Below are 19,752 nucleotides of genomic sequence, written 5' to 3' on the forward strand. Positions count from 1 at the left end.
AAGAAACCCAGAGGTTTGCTATCCGTGAAGGCGGTAGAACAGTAGGAGCAGGTGTTATTACTGCAGTGATGGAATAAGGAAAGGGTTGCAATAATGAGAGATATTATTCTTCTTGAGTGTACTGTATGTCGTCGAAGAAATTATTCAACGACGATAAATAAAAAGACAAACAGAGAAAAGCTTCAAGTTAAAAAATATTGTAAGTATTGCAAAAAGCATACTCTTCATAAGGAGGTAAAGGCATAAATAGGTCCGTGGCTCAATTGGTAGAGCATCGGTCTCCAAAACCGAGGGTTGGGGGTTCAAATCCCTTCGGACCTGCCACTTATTATGGGTAAAAATAGAAACGCAAAAGCAAAGGCAACACAACAGATGCAAACTGTTAAAGCAAAAAGAGAGGGGTTTCGAAGCTTTATTTCCGGAGTGAAGGTGGAACTTTTACACAGGGTTCTCTGGCCAAAATGGAAGGAAATGAAAACCTATAGCATTACTGTGATTGGCTTTATTTTATTTTGGGCTTTATATATTGGGTTATGGGATTTCATCTTTGCTAAAGGAATGGAAGCGCTGGTAACGAAATAAATGGAAGAAAGTAAAACTGCGCAGTGGTATCTTGTCCATACATATTCAGGTTCTGAAAAAAAGGTTAAAAATAATCTGGAAGACCATATAAAAGCATATGGTTTAGAGGATAAAATCCTTGAAGTAATCCTTCCTGTTGACTATTATAGTGTTGTTGAAAAGGGCAAGAGAAAAATAAAGCCTTTAAAGGTATTTCCTGGCTATATTGTTGTAAAAATGATACTTACTGATGAAACATGGCTTGTGGTAAAAAATATTTCTGGAGTACTTGGTTTTGTTGGAAGTGGTGGAAAACCTACGCCTCTCACAGAAAATGAAATTAAAACAATTCATACAAGGATTGGTGAAGAAGAGGCAGAAGAGAAGCTGAATTTCGATATAGGCGACAAGGTCAAAATACTTGCTGGTCCTTTTAAAGAAATGGAGGGCACTGTCGAAGAAATTAATCGGGAAAAAGGTAAGGCAAGGGTGATTCTCCAAATGTTTGGAAGAGAAATGCCTGTAGAAATAAAAACCGATTTTATACAGAGAATTTAAGAGGTGAAATATGGCTAAAAAAAAGAAAAAGGTTATGGGAATTGTAAAGCTTCAGATTGAAGCTGGGAAAGCAACTCCTGCGCCTCCTGTTGGTCCGGCATTGGGACAGAAGGGGGTCAACATTATGGAATTTTGCAAGAAGTTTAATTCTCGAACTCAAAAGCAATCTGGATTGATTATCCCTGTTGTTCTTAAGGTTTACGAGGATAGGAGCTTTGATTTTATTACTAAAACTCCTCCGGCTTCTTCTCTTATTAAGAGAACTCTTAAGATTGATTCTGGATCTGCTCAACCTAACAAGATAAAGGTTGGGACGATACGAAGAGAGCAGTTAAAAGAGATTGCAAAGATGAAATTACCTGATTTAAATACAGACGATCTGGATCAGGCAGCAAAAATTATTGAAGGCACAGCCCGCAATATGGGTGTGGATGTAATTGGATGATTTTTTGTGGGAGACTTTAAGTCTATTACCACAAGGAGGTAAAGATGAAAAGAGGCAAGAGGTACAAAGAATTAATTAAATTGGTAGAACAAGAAAAAGCATATACAGTTGATGAAGCAATTGCTATATTACCAAAACTAAAAAGTGCAAAATTTGATGAATCCATTGAAGCTGCATATATATTGAATGTTGATCCAAAACATGCCGATCAGAATGTAAGAGGAGTAATCAGTCTTCCAAACGGAACAGGAAAAAAAGTAAAGGTGCTTGTATTTGCAAAGGGAGAAGATGCACGAGCAGCTGAAAATGCAGGAGCTGACATAGTGGGAGCAGAAGAACTGATAGACAAAATTGTCAAGGAAAACTTTTTAGATTTTGATATTACTATTGCGACAAAAGACATGATGCGTGATATTGGAAAAGTTGCAAAAATATTAGGACCTAGAAAATTAATGCCTAATCCAAAAGCAGGAACAGTAACAGACGACGTTGCTAAAGCTGTAAAAGATTTTAAAGCAGGTAAAATAGAGTATAGAGTTGATAAAACAGGAGTAATTCACACAATTATTGGTAAAATTTCTTTTACTGCGGAACAAATTAAGGAAAATTTGCTTGCATTAAATGAAGCAATTTTAAAAGCAAGACCTGCATCTGTTAAAGGGCAATATCTTAAGAAGGCGTTTATTTCTTTGACAATGTCACCCTCGTTGCGGATTGATGTGCAGGATTTATTAAAATTGAAAAAGTAGATAAGCAACCCAAGACAGTTGGCGGGTTAAGCCCTTAAATAAATGTGCCAGCCGAGGTTTATCAAATATAGAAAAATACTATAATTGATTTTCCCTGGTAAGTACATAAAATGCCAGGGTTTTTTGTTTAAGGAGGAATTTATGAGAAAAGAGCAAAAAGTAGAAGTAGTTAAAGAAATGACAGAAAAATTAAAAGGACAGAAAAATATTCTGCTTGTCGATTTTTCTGGAATTAAAGGAAATGAATCTGCTGCATTTAGAAAGGCGCTTAAGAAGGAAGGCATTTATTACAAAGTAATAAAAGCTTCTTTATTAAAAAGAGCTATGGAGGCGGCAGGTTTTGAAGATGTTGATGAAAATTTGTTTATTAAATCTGTCGGTGTGGCTTTATATGAATCTGATCCAGTGACATTAGTTAAGAAATTTGTTGAATTCAAAAATGAGGACGAACAACCTGTTTTTAAAGTTAAAATAGGACTCATTGACGGTAAATGGACTGTAAGAAACGATATAGAGAAAATTGCAACACTTCCTTCCAAAGAAACGCTTCTTAGTAAACTTGTTTACCTTATACAATCACCTCTTTCAAGACTGGTTGCTGTGTTACAAAAGCCCGAAAAGGATTTGGTTATTGTTTTAGGACAAATTAAAAATAAAAAAGAAGAAGCCGAAAAGGCTGCTTAAAAAATTTAAGGAGGATAACATGACTAAAGAAAAACTTATTGAAGAAATTGAAAAAATGAGTGTTTTAGAGCTTTCAGAGCTTGTAGAAGCTCTCGAGGAAAAATTCGGAGTAACTGCTGCGGTACCAATGGCAGCAATGGCAGGACCGGCTGCTGCAGCACCTGCAGAAGAAAAAACAGAATTTGATGTGGTGCTAAAAGGGTTTGATGATAAGAAGAAAATCGGTGTTATTAAAGTAGTCAGGGAAGTTATGCAGCTCGGGCTTAAAGAATCTAAAGAGTTTGTAGAATCTAGCGCAAGTGAACCACAGGCTGTCAAAGAAGGTCTGCCAAAGAAAGACGCAGATGAGTTAAAGAAAAAACTTGAAGATGCAGGAGCAACGGTAGAGCTTAAGTAAGTATTTTTCAATTGATTTGATATGGGGGATGTGTTCTGCATCCCCTGTTTTTATTTGTCTGCTATCTTGTTTCTGTAAGTATTGTTTTAATGCCTGTTGTTTTTAGTTTGATTTGCGCTTGTTGTGCCTTAGATAAATTGTCGAAAAGAGCAAACAAAGTTGAGCCTGATCCGGTCAAGTGAAATTTTTTGCTCGTTTTTTGCTCTAAATTTCTCAAGGTAGATGTAAAAATTTTATTGATATGTAGATGCATTTTTTCAAAATCATTATGAAGACAGTTTTCTATCTCGCTTAAATCGTACTTCTCTTTTTCTAGAATAGATATGAGTTTTTTTGTATGATTTGTTTTGTCGAACTTAAACCCGTCGATTTGCGAGTAAGAATTTTTTGTGGAAAACGAAAAAGATGGTATCAAAAGTAGAACATACAGTTTTTTAATGGGGCTTATTGGGTACACCCTTTCCCCTTTTCCTTCTACAAGTGATGTGCCTCCAAAAAAGAAAAAAGGTACATCTGATCCGATTGTTTCTCCCATGTTTATTACTTCATCATTTTTCATGGGATGCATGAAAAGCTTGTTTAACAATAGCAGTGTTGTTGCGGCATCAGAGCTGCCTCCGCCTAATCCAGATTTTATAGGGATGTTTTTTTTAATTTTTATTTTTGCACGCTCTCTTATTCTTGTTGTCTTGAAAAATGTTTCTGCTGATTTGTAGACTGTGCTTTTCTTTGTATCTATTGAAGGAACAAACTTGATATCCAATGTATTATTTTTTTCTATTTCTATTTCATCACACAATGAAATTTCTTGAAAGACCGATTCAATATTGTGGAATCCATCCTGGCGCTTTCCAATAATTTCTAATGTAAGATTAATCTTTGCATATGCATTTTGTTTCATAATCTTATTATATACTTTTTTGGTTATTACGAGAAGAACTTTTTCAAAATGTCTATAAAATAAATGGACATATGTGTATAATTGCGGAGAAAAAGTATATTTAATATGGTTTGTACAGGCAAATAGGATGATTGGATTAAAATCTGCAGGTTTTTTATAATTTTTATGCACCAAATTTTTAATTGACTTTACTTCACTTCTGTGTAAAATTGATAATCAAATGGAGGTTTGTTATGGAAGACAAAATTAAACAAATAAAAGAAGAATTCAAAGAGAAAATAAAAAATAAATCTCTGAAAGAATTGAAAGAACTTGAAATCTATTTTCTTGGAAGAAAAGGGAAAATAGGTGTTCTTTTTCAACTTTTTAAAACTGTGCCAAAGGAACGACGAAAGCATTTTGGCGCAAAGATTAATGAACTGAAAAGTTTCATAGAAAAAGGGATATCAGCAGAAATTCAAAGAACTGAATCTATAGAGGCAAGCCACAAACTGGAGGAAGAAAAAATTGATGTAACACTGCCGGGGATAAAATTGCATACAGGGGAGCTGCATATTCTTTCTCAAACAATATCTCGTGCGGAAGATATCTTTCTTTCTATGGGATTTGACGTAATGATTGGCCCTGAAATCGAAGAAGATTATTATAACTTTGAAGCACTAAATATTCCTGAATTTCATCCGGCCCGAGCTATGCAGGATACATTTTATCTATCTAAGAAAATTCTTCTTAGAACGCAAACATCTCCTATCCAAGTTAGAACAATGGAAAAATACAAACCTCCAATACGAATTATTGCGATGGGGAGGTGTTATCGAAAAGATGCTCCTGATAGTTCTCATTTTCCTGTTTTTCATCAAATAGAAGGACTTGTTGTAGACAAAAAAGTTACATTTGCAAATCTTAAGGGGACACTTTCTCTTTTCGCAAAAAGAATGTTTGGAGAAGTGGTAAAAGTGAGATTCACACCCTCTTATTTCCCGTTTGTTGAACCCGGAGCAGAAACATCGATTAGTTGTGAAATTTGTGGAGGCAAAGGCTGCTCTGTATGCCAAAATACAGGATGGCTGGAGATGGGAGGTTCTGGAATGGTCCACCCGAATGTGTTGAAAAATGTGGGTATTGACCCCGAAATTTATCAGGGTTTTGCATTTGGTTGGGGGATAGAACGTATTGCGATGGTAAAGCATAAAATACCTGATATACGCATGTTCTACCAGAATGATTTACGATTTTTAAAGCAATTTAGAGGATAGAGAGGTGGTACATGCTTACATCGATAAAAATGTTGAAAAGCATTATTCAATTTGACTATACTCCGGAAGAACTTGGAGAGAAGCTTTCAATGATGGGGCTTGAAGTGGAAGGAATCACTAAGGGCAGGCACAGATTTGATGGCATTATAACTGGAAAAGTTAAAACAATTCACAGCATTACTGATACAAAGCTTAATAGGGCTATTATTAACGTGGGTAATGAAGATGTCCAGATTATTACTACCGCTTCAAATTTAAAAAATGGAGACATTGTACCTGTAGCATTACCGCATAGTAAAGTTGCTTCCGGTACGAATATTTTGAAAAAGGATTTTAAAGGAGTTGCGTCAAGTGGAATGCTTTGTTCTTATTTAGAACTAGGGCTTGACCCTGAAATTTTAGGCAGCAAAGAAAAGGAAGGAATTTTAATATTCCCAACCGATACACCAGTGGGAGAAAAGATTGAAGATATTTTACCAATCGATGATGATTATCTTGAAATCTCCCTTCTTCCCGATAGAGCAGATGCTTTTTGTTTGCGAGGTGTTGCACGCTGGATCGAGATTATAAAAGCAAAGGAAGAAGACAGGCGAGCAGATTTTTCTCAATTAGAAGAAGCGGTTTCTTTAAAAACGAAGGGTGTTACGAATATTCCAATTATTATAGAGGATAAGAATCTCTGTCCTTTTTATTCTGGAAGATTTATTAAGGATGTTGTTGTCACAGATTCTTTGCTTTTATTACGGCAAAAACTTTTCATGCTGAGAATACGTCCTATAAATAGTGTTGTTGATATTACCAATTTTGTGCTGGGTTTTTATGGGCAACCTCTGCATGCGTTTGATGCAGATATTATCAAAGGGAAAATATATATAAGGCCTGCAAAAAAAGGAGAAAAGATAAAGACACTTGACGAAATCGAGAGAAATTTATCTAACGTAAATCTTGTTATTGCAGATGAATCAGGACCCATTGCCATTGCAGGAGTAATAGGTGGATTTAAAACGGCTGTTACTGAGAAAACGAAAAACATTCTTTTGGAAAGTGCTTATTTCTCCCCACGATGTGTTGCAAGAAGCGTAAGGAGTTTGGGTATTGCTACTGATGCGTCTGCTACTTTTGGAAGGTGTGCTGACCCTATATTTCCTTCGAAAGCTTCTATTATTGCAGCTAATCTTATAGCAAAAGAGACTTGCGGGGTTCCGACAAAAGATAACGCAGTGTCATGCCCGGCGCCTAAAAATCCCGTAAATCTGAGAATAGCTCGCATTAAAAAGATATTGGGTGAAAAAGTAGAGAAGAAAAATCTCAGGAAATATTTTAGTTTTGAAGGCTTTGACTATATTGAAAAGAAAGATTATTTCATAGTAACTGCTCCTTCTTTCAGAGCGGATATTAAAGAGGAAATAGACCTTATTGAAGAAATTGTGCGAATGAAGGGGTACAACGAATTTGGAGAAGCACTAATTGTAGGGGAACTAAAAGATGCTAAACGAACTGAATATGAAAATTTTATACGAGCCTTAAAAGAGAAACTTGTTAAATTGGGATTAGACGAAGTACAAACTATTTCTCTTGTCGGCGAATCTTCTTTTGATCTTATTGAATATACGGATAAAAAGAAATTAATAAAATTACTTAATCCTCTTTCAATAGATATGGCATTTATGCGTCCTTTGCTTCTTCCTACAATGCTTTCTGTGCTAGAACGGAACAAAAAATCTGAGAATGTAAATGTTTCTATATTTGAAGTGGGAAAAGTATTTTACAAAGAAAAGTTATTTAAAGAAACAGATGAATTGGGAATATTGCTCTCAGGTGCAAGGACTAGCAAGAACTATCTCGGAGTGCATTTTCCTTACAGTTTATTATACCTTAAGGGGCTATTTGAAGAATTGTTTTTATATTATGATATTCATGTTACTTTTGAGGCAGAAAAGTTTTCGTTCATGCATCCATACCAGTCTGCCGGTATTTATCATAAGGGAGAGAAAATTGGCTACTTAGGCACAATAAGCATGGTTGTATTAAATAAACTTGGTTTGACAGATGAAGTTTTTTACGGTGCAATTAACGTTGAAAAACTATTGGAGTATTATGGCAGAAAAATTAATTTTAAGACATTTTCATTATACCCTTCTGTGAAGAGGGATATTGCTATTATTGTTGATGAAGGTACTGCCGAAAAGGATGTGAAAAACGCAATTCTTTCTGTTGCTCCACGTGAGCTCCAAAAGATAACCCTTTTTGACATTTATAAAGGGTCTCCGCTACCTGAAGGAAAGAAAAATCTTGCATATTCTCTTGAATTTTCATCTGTTGATAAGACACTGAAGGGGGAGGAGATTAACAAATTCATTAAAATTCTTGAAGAGACTCTGCAGAGAGAGGTAAAAGGAAAGCTTAGAAAAGAATGACGAATTGGAATATTGCCTGTGTTTTGTTAGATACAAGAGACTTACTCCTCCTTAAAGGTGAAAAATTTCTTGCATCTATTTATGAAAAGAGTGCTTACTCAGTGAGTGCGTTGGAATTTCCTTTGAGTAGTTCATATGAGATTCCTCTTTTCTTGCCTCAAAATATAAGAGAAAATATACAGGAAATTTTGAATACAGGCAATTTTACTTTAAAAGAGAACCTTGAGAAAGAAGTTCCCAAAGGAATGCAAGTTCTCTTGAGGCTTCCCGGTATGTATCCTGAAAATATAGTGAAACTTTATACAAGGGCAGATATAGATTCTGTAGCTGATCTCTCAAAAGCAATACGTGATGGAAAAATTCGGAAAAATCGAGAATTTGGATTAAGAATGGAGGAGCAACTCAGGAAAAGTTTACTACTGTACCAGAATAATACACGAGAATTAACTCTTTTTGACGGATATACCTATGGAAACAGTATAGTTGCTTTACTAAAAACAAAAGGTGTTAAGAGAGTTGAAATTGCTGGAAGTGTTCGCAGAGGGAAAGAGCGGGTAAATAATATTAATTTTGTTGTTTTGAGTGATGGCGAGAAAACAAAGGAAATAATTGAAAAAAGTCTCTCTTATAAAAGAATAGAGAAAGAAGTGGATGACTATATATCTTTAAAAGATAAGAGAAATATTTTGCTTAAATTTCTTATTGTGGATGAACCATATTTTTCTTCTGCTATGATTTATTATACTGGCTCTAAGATGCACAACATCAGGATTAAAGAGATAGGGAAGGCGAAAGGATTTGAATGTGCAAAGAGAGGGTACCTTCTTGTTCCAGGAGAAGGTGAGGAAAATGTTTATGAGAAGCTTGGAATGCAATATATTCCGCCTGAAATAAGAGAAGGCGAGGAAGAGATAGATTTATCTCTTCGTTTTTCATTGCCATTTTTGATACAGGAAGAGGATATAAAGGGAGACCTTCATGTGCATACGAATTTTAGTGACGGGATGAATAGTTTAAGGGAGATAAAGGAAGAAAGTTTTTTTCATAAATACGAGTATGTCGCAATTACAGACCATTCCTCATCACTAAAAGTCGCAAATGGCTTATCTTCGAAAAGACTATTGAAACAAATGGAGTTTGTTGATAAAATAAATAAAGAAAGAGATTTTCCAGTTTTATTAAAGGGAAGCGAAGTCGAGATAAATAAAGATGGAACGTTGGATTTTGGAGATGAGATACTTTCCAGGTTGGACTTTGTGGTTTGTGCGCTGCATAGCGGATTTGACAGCAGTGCAACAGAAAATACTGAAAGAATTGTTAGTGCTCTTTCAAATAAATTTGTAGATGTATTTGCTCATCCTACGGGGAAAATGATTGATGTAAGACAAGGTTATGCTGTTAGCCTATCAAAGGTATTTGAGGTAGCTGCTAAAACTGATGTAGCAATGGAGATAAACCTTTTTCCAAAAAGGATGGATCTTTCTTCGGGGTTAGTGAAACAAGCGAGGAGGATGGGTGTAAAATATTTTTCTGTTGGCACAGATGCGCATAATATAGGGCATCTTAATATGATGGGTTATGGGATTAAAATTTTACGTCGGGCATGGTTAAAAAAAGGAGATGTGGTGAATACACTTAATTTTAAAGAATTAAAGGAATTTTTATGAATGAAGAAATCATAAAATCATTAGGATTTGATAAAGTAAGGAAACAACTTGAAGATCTTTGTGTTACCGAAAGTGCTAAATTTATGGCAAGAAATTTGCTGCCATATGATAATATTGAATTGGCTGAAAGAGCCATACATGAAACAACTCAAGGGAGAGATTTTTATAAGCAGGAAGGTGCTTTGCCTTTCTTAGAATTTGTTGGCATTTACCCTATTATTGATAGGATAAAAGTGCTTTCACCCATATCTGGGGAAGAATTGCTACAAACAGCATCGGTGCTTGAAACAATTGGTGAAATCAAAAAGATGCTTTATTCATGTAAAGATGATTTCCCGCTTCTTTCTCATTATTCTAATTCGCTTAAAAAATTTACTGGGATTGTTTCTAAAATTAGATTAGCTATCGGACCTGATGGAAAAATTGTAGACAGCGCTTCTCCTCTTATCTCTATCTTAAGAAGAGAGATTTATACTACCCATATGAAGATTCAAACTATTTTGCAAAGAATTATTTATTCAAAACAGTACGAAAATATTGTGCAGGACCAAATTATCACAACAAGAAATGGCAGGTACGTTATACCTATTAAGCAATCGGGAAAGACAAATTTCTCTTGTGTTGTCCAGGATGAATCTAGCAGCAGACTTACACTTTTTGTGGAACCTTTATCTGTTGTTGAATTGAATAATAAATTGCGAGAGATCTCATTAAAAGAAAAGCAAGAAGAAGAGCGGATTATTATTGAGATAGAAAAGGAAACTCTTGCTCGGATGGATGATTTACTCTCGTCGTTAAATGTCATAGAAAAGCTTGATTTTATATTTGCAAAAGGTAAACTTTCTATATTTATGGATGGAAATGAAGTGACGCTTACTGATAGGAAAAAAATACGAATTGTACAGGGCAGGCATCCATTTATTCAAAAAAATAGTGTTGTGCCTATTGATGTAGAAATAGGCGATAGCAGCGGGTACCATATGTTAATTATTACAGGCCCCAATACTGGAGGGAAGACAGTTACATTAAAAACTACAGGGCTGTTTGTTCTGATGGCAGAGTCTGGATTACATTTGCCTGCGTATTCAAATTCAGAGATAGGATTCTATAAAGATGTGTTCGCTGATATTGGTGACGAGCAGAGCATTCAGCAGAGTTTATCTACGTTTTCCTCTCATATTAAAAGAATCATCAATATACTTTTGAATGCAAACAAAGACAGTCTTGTGCTTTTAGATGAACTGGGTGCTGGAACAGACCCAGAAGAAGGGTCTGCACTTGGCTATGCTATACTTAAGGACTTGTATAATAGAAACATAATAACACTTGCATCGACACATCACAGCAAACTCAAAGAGTTCCCTTACGAATTTACTTTTGCACGAAATGCATCTGTTGGTTTTGATGTTGAGACTTTACAGCCGACTTATAAACTGTATATTGGCGTCCCAGGGGGCAGCCATGCGCTCATTATTGCCGAAAAGCTTGGCATGCCAGAAAAAGTGCTCAGTGATTCAAGGAGAGAACTTTCTGAAGAACATGCTATGGCACAGGAAATGCTCTCTAAAATTTCATTAGACCGGGAAAAAATTGATAAATCAAAAGTAGATATAGAGAACAATCAAAAAGAGGTAGAAACGTTGAAGGAAATTTATACAAAGAAACTTGAGGATCTAGAGAACAGGAAAAAAGAAGAGATAAAAAAAGCGCATAACGAGGCACAAAAAATTGTTGAAGATACACAGTCTAGAATGGACAACATCATGAACAATCTCGAAAATTACATAAAGAGCCAAAAAGCGGTCCAGGAAGTAAAAAAGCAAGTTAAAGAAAAAGGAGAAGAAATAGAGGAGAAATTAGAGCAAGCTAATAGAGATGGAGATGTGCGCGTTAAAATGGCAGATATTGGGGAAGGTGATATGGTTTATCTACCTTCTTTTAAAAAACATGGGCTTATCTTACAAAAGTTAGAAGATAAGGGCAAAATAGTAGTTCAAGTAGGTGGTATTAGAGCAACTGTTTCTCTTGACGCTATTGAGAAAGCTAAATCGCTTTATGAGGAAAGTAAGCGTCAGAATGTAGAAGGCTTATTTGAAGAAGAAGTTTCGATGAAATTGGATTTGCATGGCTGCAGGGTAGAAGAAGCTATAGGAACACTTGACAAATACCTTGACTCTGCTTACCTTGTTGGTCTTCCTTTTGTATATATTGTGCATGGAAAAGGTACTGGTGCATTGCGTAACGCTGTTGTTGAGTATCTTAGAAAACATCCTCATGTGTTAAATTTCTACACCGGAAAGCCAGAAGAAGGTGGGATCGGCGCAACGATTGTGTATCTTAAATAGAAAGGAGCTTTGGTGACTGGAGACGGGCTCGTTCTTGTTTTTTTTGATCTTGAAACTACAGGGCTAAATATTGAAAGAGACGAAGTAATAGAAGTAGGAGCTATAAAAGTCAGAAATAACCAAGTTATTGAGAAGCTCAATACTTTTGTTAGACCCTCGTGTAATATTCCCCAGCTTATTACAAATCTTACCGGTATTACCTTTGAAGATGTTGAAAAAGCACCTGATGTAGAGGATGTGAAAAAGCGGCTCAAGGATTTCATTGGGAATTATCCGCTTATTGCTCATAATGTATCTTTTGATAGGGCATTTTTAGAAAAGTTATTGGGTGAAAAGATTGAAAATGAATTTTTTGATACACTTGAGCTTTCCAGGTTTTTTTTCCCCTCGCTTACATCGCACAGCTTGCAAAATCTTGTGAAGACGCTGTCCATTGAAAAAGATGAAGCACATAGAGCTCTTTCAGATGCAATGATGATGTATCTCCTGTTCCAGCGAATTGTAAGCAAACTAGAAAAAACTGATCCATATCTTTTGCATAAATTAAAGGAAATATCACAAGGTATAAGAAACTATGAATTAATATTTGGTGAAAATTGGGAAAAGAAAAAGGAAAAAGAAATTGGTTTTAAATGGGAGAAAAAAATTATGCCTCCCGAAGCAGAATACCTACCTGTTTGTTCGGGGGAAGAGATAGGTATTATCGATAAATATTTTACTGGTATTTCTTTCATTCAAGCATCGTTGGATGATGAGTTGTTGCAGCAGTTTGTTCATGTTTCTTGCAAAAAGCCATTGATCGTTTCGACTTATGATGATTCCTCAAGGTCAACCGTAATGTCCGTTTTTAGAAAATCCGGGGTGAACGTGGCAAGCCTTGATGATATGAATAAATTTGTGTGTCCTGCTAAAATTGATTATCTTCTGAAAAATACAGATCTTATTCCTTCATACTTTAAAATGTATTTTGCTGCACTTATTTTTTATTTTTATGATACTAAAGATTTTTTTCTTTATAATGCTCCGGTTTATATTCAAAAAAATGCTTTGCTTCGTCTCATTTCTTTTTGTGACAAGAGTTGGGATACTTGTGAATATAGGCAGGTATGTCCCCTTGTTGATGCCGTAAATGGAGCTTCAACTGCTTCTGTCATTATAACAAACCATTCTTTCTTTTTTAACAAACAAAATTATGAGCACTCTTTTTTGGATAGAAACGTTATTTTCCTGAATGCTTTCAGATTGCCGAAAGTATTTTCTTCTTTTGCAACACGCTTTTCTTTAAATGATTTAAAATTCTTTGCATCTTATTATCAATTTTCTAAGGAAAAGATAAATATCATTTTGGGTGTTTTTGAGCATATTGCTGGTCTCTCAGCGAAAGAAGAAATTCCTCCAGATCTTATCAAAACGCTTAAAGAAGTATTTTCAGGCATTAACATTAAACCGCTTGAGGTTTTTTTTGACGGAAGTTTTTTCTGGAGCGAAAAGAGAAGAGGGACGCTGGTTATCTGTTCTACTTACAGTGATGCAAATATATTTTTTGAAAAACTTCAGGACATTGCAAAGTCTATTGTTTTTGTGTCACCCGAATTTGGCATCGCTGGGAGGCATAATCTTATTTCTGAATTTTCAGGATTAAGGGGTAGTATTGTCAAACTTCCCACCACTCAAGAACAGGATAAAAAAGTTTTTTCTGTAGTACCACTGTTTTTATCTTTATCTAATCGAGATTTTTTCATAGATGAATTTACTGATTTTTTTGGAAAAGTGCACAAAAAGGGAGAAAAGAGTTTAATCCTATTTTCATCGCTAGATATGTTGCGCAAAGCTTATTTTTCTCTAAAGAGAAATGGATTTGATGCGAAAGCACGAGGGGTCGACCTGCATGAAGAAGATGGCGAAATACAGATGATGTTGTATGATGTTACTCCCGCTTGCTCCGGGTGGAGCGAGATCTATTTTGTAAAAACGCCTACTTTTTTTTCACATGAACCTTTAGGTAGAGAAGAATACCTCAATATTTCTTTTTTTACACTGAAAAACATTGCGATTGAACTCTTAAAAGATAGCGCATACTGTGTTTTATTTTATATTGATGGAAAGTTTAGGAATAAAAATTTTAGAGAAAAAGCCGATGCTATATTTGTTTCTTTTCCATTCTATGCAGAACAAAAAAATGCTTTACCTTCAATAATTGATAATTGGAAGAAAAGAAATAGGATTAAACCGAATCTTTGACAAAATGCAGTATATTGCCTATAATAAGCATAGGCGCCCATAGCTCAATTGGATAGAGTGACGGTCTACGGAACCGTAGGTTGCAGGTTCAAATCTTGCTGGGCGCACCAATTTGAGGGGAAAAGGGAGGGAATATTATGAAAAACAAAACAGAAACTTTGCGTATCTTTTATCTTTATGGCGTGGGCATTGTTACGCTTGTTATGCTTGTTTTTGGTATCATTGCATTTACGTCCGGAGTACTTAACTTAGTATTTTTAAGAGAAGAAGCATTCGAATGGGCTTACTCCATACGGAGCATCGTAAGGAATGCATCGCTCATTGTGGTAGGTGGGTTTATGTTCTTATATCATTGGAAAATTATTAGCAGAGAAAGACATGTCAAAAAAGGGGTGAAAAGTGATGAATGAAGAAAAAGTTGATTTTTGGAGAAATTTATTTTTTTATATCGCTTCATTTATCGGGCTTATGATTTTTATCTTTTCTATTGTGGGTGTTATTGGCAGTTTCTTTAGTGTAAGTTATCCCCATGTTGCTGATCCAAATATGGGCAAAGAACTGGCTAAGTCTGCTCCATACATCCATGTAGATGTGCGTTCTTTGATAAACAGTGGCACCGGGGCAGTTGTGGGTTTCTTTTTGTGGTTTTTCACCTGGCGTACCATTCAAAAGGAAAGGAATATAATTTAAGCGAAAAATGAATATAACTGAATTTATTTCGATTCTTAATAACGTTGCTCCTTTTTTTCTTCAGGAACAATATGACAACAGTGGTGTTCAAGTTGCAGATCTTGATGACGATATTCAAAAAGTATTAATTTCGCTTGATTTAACCAGCGACATAGTGGATGAAGCAATACAAAAGAAGGCAAATGTTATTCTTTCCCATCACCCTATTATGTTTTCTACTGTAAAAAATATTACAAAGCAAAAGAACCCCGCGCTTTTTAAGGCAATTGTAAACAATATAAACCTTATTGCGATGCATACGAACTTCGATCTTGCAGAAGATGGCCTGAATGATTATGTAGGAAAATTATTAGGTATAAAAAAAATTACATCGATTAGAAGAAGCACCGAAAAAACATATAAATTTGCAGTGTATGTGCCGGTTGATTATGCGGACAAATTGAGAAATGCTTTGTTTGATGCAGGTGCAGGTAAAATAGGGAATTACGGAGAAGCATCCTTTAACTTGCAGGGTAGCGGGACATTTACGCCTCTTGATGGAACGCATCCTTTTATTGGTAAAAAAGGAAAAAGAGAAAAAGTTAAAGAAATAAAAATAGAAACAGTTGTCTTTGCAAGAAATATTGACAATGTATTGTTGTCAATGAAAAAGGTACATCCTTACGAAGAACCTGCATATGATATCTACGAAATTAAAAGTAACTCGCCTTCAGGCATTGGAATGATCGGAGAGGTAAAAGAGCAGTGTCTCAAAGATTTTGCAAAGTTTGTTAAAGCAAGGCTTAATGCAAAGCATGTTCGCCTCATAGGATCAAAAGATGTATCTGTAAAAAATGTTGCTTTATGTACTGGGGCAGGAACGTCGCTGTTAGACGAAGTACAAGATTTAGGTGTTGATATATACATTACGGGGGATATTGCGCATCATGCGGCGTTAAATGCACGAGAAATGGATTTAAATTTGCTTGATGTAGAGCATTTTGATACAGAAAAGTTTTTTGTGGATGCAATATATGGACGTCTCGTTGATAGCGGAATACCTAAAAAGTTTTTATTAAAGAGTAAAAAAATGCAATCTCCGTACATAGTTTTGTAAAAAACACTATGATGAATTTATTTTTCTTCTCTTTCCTTTGGAGATAATAATAAATCCTACAAAAATAATCAGTCCCGCAAAGATAAATTGATATTTTAAGCTTTTAAACAGCAGAGCAATAATTCCGGCAATAAACGGACCTGTAATGTTCCCCAGGCTTACTGAAGAAATAAGTATACCTGTTGCCGTTCCTGTTTCTTTATTATTTTCCATAATTTCATTTAACCCGCCTGCAAACATAAAGGCCCATCCAATTCCTGTAATAGCTTGCAAGGGCATAATCTGGAATGGATATCTGGCAAGAGAAAAAATGGAAATGCGAGAGCTAATATGAGGATTCCAAGCCCCGTGCCCCTCCATTTTATTCTATGTGCAACAAACTTAAGCGTTAAAAATTCAAATAAAGGATTTATGATTGTGATGCAACCTACCATAAAAGGTGTTGCTCCTAATTCGTACAGGAAAAGTATCCAAAATGTCCATGTCACATTTATACCCGTGAATGTAAAGAATATTGCAAGGTATAAATTTATATTTTTTTTGATTATCTCCTTTGGAAACAGAGGTATGACAAAGGGTTTTATTTCTTCTTCTTTTAATTTTGAAACGAGAAGCAGGGAGATAAGATATAGTATGCCTACCGATACAAATATCCATCTAATGTTGACAAGAGTAGCAATTATGCTGGAGAGCCCCAGAAAAAAGGCAATGCCCAATGCGCCCCATGCGGTGTGATCATCCATTTTACCGCTGTTTTCATTTACATATGCGGCAAGTGCTCCCGGATATATACCGATTGAGATTCCCTGCAATATCCTCAAAACAAAGAAATTTGGAAATGATGCAGAAAAAAATGAAACTGCATAGAATAGTCCGGCAGATATACATCCAAGAGAGATAATTTTTTTGCGTCCTAACTTGTCAGAGATTCTTCCAAAAACTGTTGCAGAGATAAACATTGATAATGCAAATGCAGTACCAAGGATACCTATTTCAAATCGCGTGGCTCCTAGCGTTTCTGCGAATTGAGGAATAAAAAGATCCGCCATGAGCGGTGCGCCTGAAACAATAAATTACACAATGAATCCTATTTTCAGATTTTTTCGTTTTGTTTGCATTCTTTATTATATTGAAAATCAATAATTCTCCTATATATTTTGAATTATTCTCATCTAATTTTACTGTCATTTGTATTGTGCTTCTATTAAATTATTATCTGAAATGCTGGTAATGATAATCTTAGGACAGTAGGAGATGATATCCTTTTGGTAAAAGAAGTAGAATGTGAAAATGACCAAAATTAAAATTGATAAAAATAATACGCACAGGTAGAAAAACGATTGTACTTGAGGTTCGTCAAGACGCAGATCTTATTGTCTGCGTACCTGTCAAACAACTAAAATAACAGTCACTTAGTGGGACTGTAGACGACAGTCTTTTTGTCGCTACGCACTTTTGTTGGTATTGCGAATGAAGTGAAAAACCTTTTTTAATAATTTTTCCAAAATAATTTGGAAATCCTTGTAAAGGTGGATAAAATAAAAAAGAAAGGGGGTGAATAACTATGTTTAGAAAACTAATTGTAGTTTTCATTATACTTACCTTATCCTTGTGGCTCGTTTGGAATTCATTTTATCTAAAGGACTATTCGTTTAACGGGATTGATTTGGAGGAAGCAAAAGCTTCTTCAAGTAGAATTGTTAACTACTGGGTCAAAGTATTTCGTGGGGAGGGAAACGACGAAGCGTATGCTGTGACTCAGACATCTGACGAAAATTATGTTATAGTCGGCAGGAGCAACTCTTTCGGTCTTGAAAATCCCGACCTGGGGGACTATGATATGGTTTTAATTAAACTTTCTCCAGAAGGTTCTATCATTTGGAGTAAGCTCTTTGGAGGCACAAAATTCGATGAGGTATATGCAATACAAGAAACTTTTGATAAAGGGCTACTGCTTTTAGGTTCTACCAAATCCTTCAATGTTGGATTAAAAAATGCATTTATCATTAAGCTTGACGAAGATATGGAAATTCAGTGGGCAAAAACTTTGGGTAGTAATAAAATCAATGCGTTTGAACAAACCTCAGATAAAGGTTTTATACTTGCTGGAAGCTCAACATTTTCAACTTTAGGCGGCTCTGATGCAATCTTGATTAAGATAGATAAGGAAGGGAGAGTTAAATGGTCAAAAGTCTATGGTGGGAGTCAAAATGAAGAAATTCGCTCGGTCCATCAAACAATTGATGGGGGCTTTATAATGTCGGGTTCAACAAATTCATTTAGCTTTGGAGGATCTGATTTTTTTATTGCAAAATTAGATCAGGCAGGAAGTACTGAGTGGGCAAGAGTCTTTGGTGGATCGAGTAATGATGTTTCAATATCGTCTTTTAGGACTTCAGATGCAGGTTATTTGGTAGGCGGCTACACATATTCTTTCGGAATTGGAAATGTTGATGCACTTCTTATGAAACTTGATTCAAACGGTAATCCAATCTGGATAAAGGTATTTGGGCAAGAAAATTATGATATGCCTCGTTCAATTATTCCCGTTTCGAGTGGAGGATTTGTTGTAACAGGTGGAAGAAAGCGGCCAGATTCCAACGATTTAGATATTTATGTTTCAAAATTTAATCAAGACGGCAATGCTCAGTGGACAAATATATTTAATGGGAGTAGTGATGAAGAAGCATTATCAATAACTCAAACAACTGATGATGATTTAGTTGTAGTTGGATGGACTAAATCCTTTGGCTCCGGAGATTTAGATTTTATTGTCTTGCGGATGGATCCAGATGGAGATGTTGAGTATTGTGGAGATTATATTAAAAAGCAAACAGTCGAAAGTAAATCAGAGATAGTGAATGGCAAAATCATTTCTCTTAGTTTCGAAGATGTCGTAAGTAAAATTTTTTCTAAGGCCCGGAACGTTGCAAGCAGTACTATTTATATTGAAGTAAAAGATATATGTCCTGTTTTTTATGCTATTTCTGCATCTTCTGGTTATGGTGGAAAAATTATACCGTCTGGCAAAATCGAGGTTATAAATGGCGAGGAAAGGACTTTTATAATAAAAGCTGATGAGGGTTTTAAAATTAGCGCAATACTCATAGATGGAAATTCAATTGCAATAACAAGCGATCTGGAACAACATTATACTTTCACTAATGTACAAAAAGATCATACAATAACTGCAGAATTCGAAGAGGTGATTGAGAAAAAGATTACAATTATAATACTGCAACCAGATAATCCAATGATGACCGTGAATGGGAATCTTCAAGAAATAGACCTGGGCAGAGGCACAAAACCGGTTATTATCCCAGAATGGGGCAGGACTGTTGTTCCGATTAGAGCAATTGTTGAAGCACTTCACGGAACAATTGAATGGGATGGAGTAGAGAGAAAGGTAACTATTAGATTCAAAGATATAACAATAGAATTATGGATAGATAACCCGCAGGCAAAAGTAAATGGGATAGGTAAATGGATTGATGAGAGTAACCATAATGTAAGACCTATTATAGTAAATGATAGGACAATGCTGCCTCTTCGCTTTATTGCAGAATCTCTCGGTTGTGAAGTTGAGTGGGATCCCAATACAAGGATAATAACGATAACGCATCAGGAATAAACTTCAAAAAGAGGGGGGCTTGCCTCCCTCTTTTTTCTATGTTTTTTCATTTTCAGAAACAATTTTCAAATCTCTTAAAATAATTTGGAAATCCTTGTAAAGGTGGATAAAATA

Annotated in this window: 20 protein-coding genes, 2 tRNA genes and 1 other annotated feature; of the genes, 19 read left to right on the forward strand and 3 right to left on the reverse strand. The window is 35.4% G+C overall.

From position 1 onward, the window contains the following. The 9 genes from U9Q18_03685 to rplL form a co-directional block, all read left to right on the forward strand. A partial coding sequence (locus U9Q18_03685; GenBank protein ID MEA3313457.1) for a hypothetical protein occupies positions 1–77 on the forward strand: 77 nt, incomplete at its 5' end. A gap of 16 nt (positions 78–93) precedes the next feature. After that, a complete protein-coding gene (gene rpmG, locus U9Q18_03690) occupies positions 94–246 on the forward strand; it encodes a 50S ribosomal protein L33 (GenBank protein MEA3313458.1) in 153 nt (50 codons plus the stop codon). 2 nt (positions 247–248) lie between these two features. Then, positions 249–324 (forward strand) — tRNA-Trp (locus tag U9Q18_03695). Positions 325–330: 6 nt separating this feature from the next. After that, positions 331–582, forward strand: coding sequence for a preprotein translocase subunit SecE (gene secE, locus U9Q18_03700; GenBank protein MEA3313459.1), 252 nt, complete (start codon positions 331–333; stop codon positions 580–582). Next, positions 583–1,119, forward strand: coding sequence for a transcription termination/antitermination protein NusG (nusG, locus tag U9Q18_03705; protein ID MEA3313460.1), 537 nt, complete (start codon positions 583–585; stop codon positions 1,117–1,119). It begins immediately after the preceding gene. Positions 1,120–1,129: 10 nt separating this feature from the next. Next, positions 1,130–1,564, forward strand: a complete 435-nt coding sequence (gene rplK, locus U9Q18_03710; GenBank protein MEA3313461.1) for a 50S ribosomal protein L11 — start codon at positions 1,130–1,132, stop codon at positions 1,562–1,564. Between the two features lie 44 nt (positions 1,565–1,608). Next, positions 1,609–2,313, forward strand: coding sequence for a 50S ribosomal protein L1 (rplA, locus tag U9Q18_03715; GenBank protein MEA3313462.1), 705 nt, complete (start codon positions 1,609–1,611; stop codon positions 2,311–2,313). Continuing rightward, positions 2,304–2,447 (forward strand) — a sequence feature (ribosomal protein L10 leader region). It overlaps the preceding gene by 10 nt. Positions 2,448–2,454: 7 nt before the next feature. Next, positions 2,455–2,997: a 50S ribosomal protein L10 gene (gene rplJ, locus U9Q18_03720; protein ID MEA3313463.1), complete on the forward strand. Its 543-nt coding sequence runs from the start codon at positions 2,455–2,457 to the stop codon at positions 2,995–2,997. A 19-nt stretch (positions 2,998–3,016) separates the two neighbouring features. Continuing rightward, positions 3,017–3,394, forward strand: a complete 378-nt coding sequence (gene rplL, locus U9Q18_03725) for a 50S ribosomal protein L7/L12 (protein MEA3313464.1) — start codon at positions 3,017–3,019, stop codon at positions 3,392–3,394. A gap of 61 nt (positions 3,395–3,455) precedes the next feature. Here rplL and ispE read toward each other — a convergent pair whose 3' ends face one another. Beyond that, a complete protein-coding gene (ispE, locus tag U9Q18_03730) occupies positions 3,456–4,295 on the reverse strand; it encodes a 4-(cytidine 5'-diphospho)-2-C-methyl-D-erythritol kinase (protein ID MEA3313465.1) in 840 nt (279 codons plus the stop codon). Between the two features lie 233 nt (positions 4,296–4,528). On the opposite strand from ispE, the gene pheS reads away from it, so the two are divergent. The 9 genes from pheS (at position 4,529) to U9Q18_03775 (ending at position 16,007) form a co-directional block, all read left to right on the forward strand. Next, complete coding sequence (gene pheS, locus U9Q18_03735; protein MEA3313466.1) at positions 4,529–5,551, forward strand: phenylalanine--tRNA ligase subunit alpha; 1,023 nt, start codon at positions 4,529–4,531, stop codon at positions 5,549–5,551. A gap of 11 nt (positions 5,552–5,562) precedes the next feature. Next, positions 5,563–7,968 carry a phenylalanine--tRNA ligase subunit beta gene (pheT, locus tag U9Q18_03740; GenBank protein MEA3313467.1) on the forward strand — a complete coding sequence of 802 codons (2,406 nt, stop codon included), beginning with the start codon at positions 5,563–5,565 and terminating at the stop codon, positions 7,966–7,968. Further along, positions 7,965–9,635 carry a PHP domain-containing protein gene (locus U9Q18_03745; protein ID MEA3313468.1) on the forward strand — a complete coding sequence of 557 codons (1,671 nt, stop codon included), beginning with the start codon at positions 7,965–7,967 and terminating at the stop codon, positions 9,633–9,635. The genes pheT and U9Q18_03745 overlap by 4 nt, the downstream gene beginning before the upstream one ends. Then, complete coding sequence (locus U9Q18_03750) at positions 9,632–11,980, forward strand: endonuclease MutS2 (GenBank protein ID MEA3313469.1); 2,349 nt, start codon at positions 9,632–9,634, stop codon at positions 11,978–11,980. The genes U9Q18_03745 and U9Q18_03750 overlap by 4 nt, the downstream gene beginning before the upstream one ends. A 12-nt stretch (positions 11,981–11,992) precedes the next feature. Continuing rightward, positions 11,993–14,221 carry an exonuclease domain-containing protein gene (locus U9Q18_03755; GenBank protein MEA3313470.1) on the forward strand — a complete coding sequence of 743 codons (2,229 nt, stop codon included), beginning with the start codon at positions 11,993–11,995 and terminating at the stop codon, positions 14,219–14,221. Positions 14,222–14,254: 33 nt separating this feature from the next. Next, positions 14,255–14,331, forward strand: a tRNA-Arg gene (locus U9Q18_03760). Between the two features lie 27 nt (positions 14,332–14,358). Then, positions 14,359–14,631, forward strand: a complete 273-nt coding sequence (locus U9Q18_03765; protein MEA3313471.1) for a DUF5671 domain-containing protein — start codon at positions 14,359–14,361, stop codon at positions 14,629–14,631. Further along, positions 14,624–14,911: a DUF5671 domain-containing protein gene (locus tag U9Q18_03770; GenBank protein MEA3313472.1), complete on the forward strand. Its 288-nt coding sequence runs from the start codon at positions 14,624–14,626 to the stop codon at positions 14,909–14,911. Before U9Q18_03765 ends, U9Q18_03770 begins: the two co-directional genes overlap by 8 nt. A 7-nt stretch (positions 14,912–14,918) precedes the next feature. Continuing rightward, a complete protein-coding gene (locus U9Q18_03775; protein ID MEA3313473.1) occupies positions 14,919–16,007 on the forward strand; it encodes a Nif3-like dinuclear metal center hexameric protein in 1,089 nt (362 codons plus the stop codon). Between the two features lie 6 nt (positions 16,008–16,013). On the opposite strand, the gene U9Q18_03780 is transcribed toward U9Q18_03775, so the two are convergent. Further along, entirely contained in the window at positions 16,014–16,220 is a 207-nt protein-coding gene (locus U9Q18_03780) for a hypothetical protein (GenBank protein ID MEA3313474.1), read from the reverse strand. A gap of 8 nt (positions 16,221–16,228) precedes the next feature. Further along, on the reverse strand, positions 16,229–17,056 hold the full coding sequence (locus U9Q18_03785) for an MFS transporter (protein MEA3313475.1): 828 nt from the start codon (positions 17,054–17,056) through the stop codon (positions 16,229–16,231). A gap of 515 nt (positions 17,057–17,571) precedes the next feature. Between U9Q18_03785 and U9Q18_03790 the strand changes: the two genes are divergently transcribed. Then, on the forward strand, positions 17,572–19,638 hold the full coding sequence (locus U9Q18_03790; protein ID MEA3313476.1) for a copper amine oxidase N-terminal domain-containing protein: 2,067 nt from the start codon (positions 17,572–17,574) through the stop codon (positions 19,636–19,638). Positions 19,639–19,752 lie beyond the last annotated feature (114 nt).

This window comes from Caldisericota bacterium (assembly GCA_034717215.1).
Classification (GTDB): domain Bacteria; phylum Caldisericota; class Caldisericia; order Caldisericales; family Caldisericaceae; genus UBA646.

Coding starts and splice junctions, on each gene's coding strand:
- U9Q18_03765 (MEA3313471.1), top strand. CDS start 14,359: ATGAAAAACAAAACAGAAACTTTGCGTATCTTTTATCTTTATGGCGTG.
- U9Q18_03770 (MEA3313472.1), top strand. CDS start 14,624: ATGAATGAAGAAAAAGTTGATTTTTGGAGAAATTTATTTTTTTATATC.
- ispE (MEA3313465.1), bottom strand. CDS start 4,295: ATGAAACAAAATGCATATGCAAAGATTAATCTTACATTAGAAATTATT.
- pheT (MEA3313467.1), top strand. CDS start 5,563: ATGCTTACATCGATAAAAATGTTGAAAAGCATTATTCAATTTGACTAT.
- U9Q18_03750 (MEA3313469.1), top strand. CDS start 9,632: ATGAATGAAGAAATCATAAAATCATTAGGATTTGATAAAGTAAGGAAA.
- U9Q18_03790 (MEA3313476.1), top strand. CDS start 17,572: ATGTTTAGAAAACTAATTGTAGTTTTCATTATACTTACCTTATCCTTG.
- U9Q18_03745 (MEA3313468.1), top strand. CDS start 7,965: ATGACGAATTGGAATATTGCCTGTGTTTTGTTAGATACAAGAGACTTA.
- rplK (MEA3313461.1), top strand. CDS start 1,130: ATGGCTAAAAAAAAGAAAAAGGTTATGGGAATTGTAAAGCTTCAGATT.
- rplJ (MEA3313463.1), top strand. CDS start 2,455: ATGAGAAAAGAGCAAAAAGTAGAAGTAGTTAAAGAAATGACAGAAAAA.
- U9Q18_03775 (MEA3313473.1), top strand. CDS start 14,919: ATGAATATAACTGAATTTATTTCGATTCTTAATAACGTTGCTCCTTTT.
- rplA (MEA3313462.1), top strand. CDS start 1,609: ATGAAAAGAGGCAAGAGGTACAAAGAATTAATTAAATTGGTAGAACAA.
- rplL (MEA3313464.1), top strand. CDS start 3,017: ATGACTAAAGAAAAACTTATTGAAGAAATTGAAAAAATGAGTGTTTTA.
- rpmG (MEA3313458.1), top strand. CDS start 94: ATGAGAGATATTATTCTTCTTGAGTGTACTGTATGTCGTCGAAGAAAT.
- U9Q18_03785 (MEA3313475.1), bottom strand. CDS start 17,056: ATGGCGGATCTTTTTATTCCTCAATTCGCAGAAACGCTAGGAGCCACG.
- pheS (MEA3313466.1), top strand. CDS start 4,529: ATGGAAGACAAAATTAAACAAATAAAAGAAGAATTCAAAGAGAAAATA.
- nusG (MEA3313460.1), top strand. CDS start 583: ATGGAAGAAAGTAAAACTGCGCAGTGGTATCTTGTCCATACATATTCA.
- U9Q18_03780 (MEA3313474.1), bottom strand. CDS start 16,220: ATGGAAAATAATAAAGAAACAGGAACGGCAACAGGTATACTTATTTCT.
- secE (MEA3313459.1), top strand. CDS start 331: ATGGGTAAAAATAGAAACGCAAAAGCAAAGGCAACACAACAGATGCAA.